The sequence below is a fragment of the Faecalibacterium sp. DFI.5.82 genome (assembly GCF_029076575.1).
Lineage (GTDB): Bacteria > Bacillota > Clostridia > Oscillospirales > Ruminococcaceae > Faecalibacterium > Faecalibacterium duncaniae.
Genome location: NZ_JARFIS010000308.1, coordinates 1 through 324 on the forward strand (window position 1 = coordinate 1; position 324 = coordinate 324).

At 62.7% G+C, this 324-nt stretch carries 1 protein-coding gene; it reads right to left on the bottom strand.

Features of this window, described 5'->3' with window-relative positions; all coding sequences use genetic code 11:
* Window positions 1-324 (bottom strand): flavodoxin-dependent (E)-4-hydroxy-3-methylbut-2-enyl-diphosphate synthase (locus tag P0G09_RS16740; protein ID WP_275253229.1); only part of this gene is annotated, 324 nt, incomplete at both ends.

A 324-nucleotide genomic window follows, 5' to 3' on the forward strand; every position in this document is an offset into this window, starting at 1 on the left:
GAACTTCTCCAGCAGGCGGACATGGTACAGGGCGCTTTCCACCATGGCCTCGGGCACGGGTGCACCGTACTTTGCCAGGATGTGCTTTTCCAGGCTGCCGCCGTTCACACCGATGCGGATGGGGTTGTTCTTCTGCTGGCAGGCCTGCACCACGGCCTTGACCCGGTCGTCGTCGCCGATGTTGCCGGGGTTGATGCGGATCTTGTCCACACCAACGTCGGCGCAGGCCAGCGCTGCATTGTAGTCAAAGTGGATATCCGCCACGATGGGGATGTTCACCGCGTTCTTCACGGCCTCGATGCTCTTGGCATCCGCCGCGCTGGG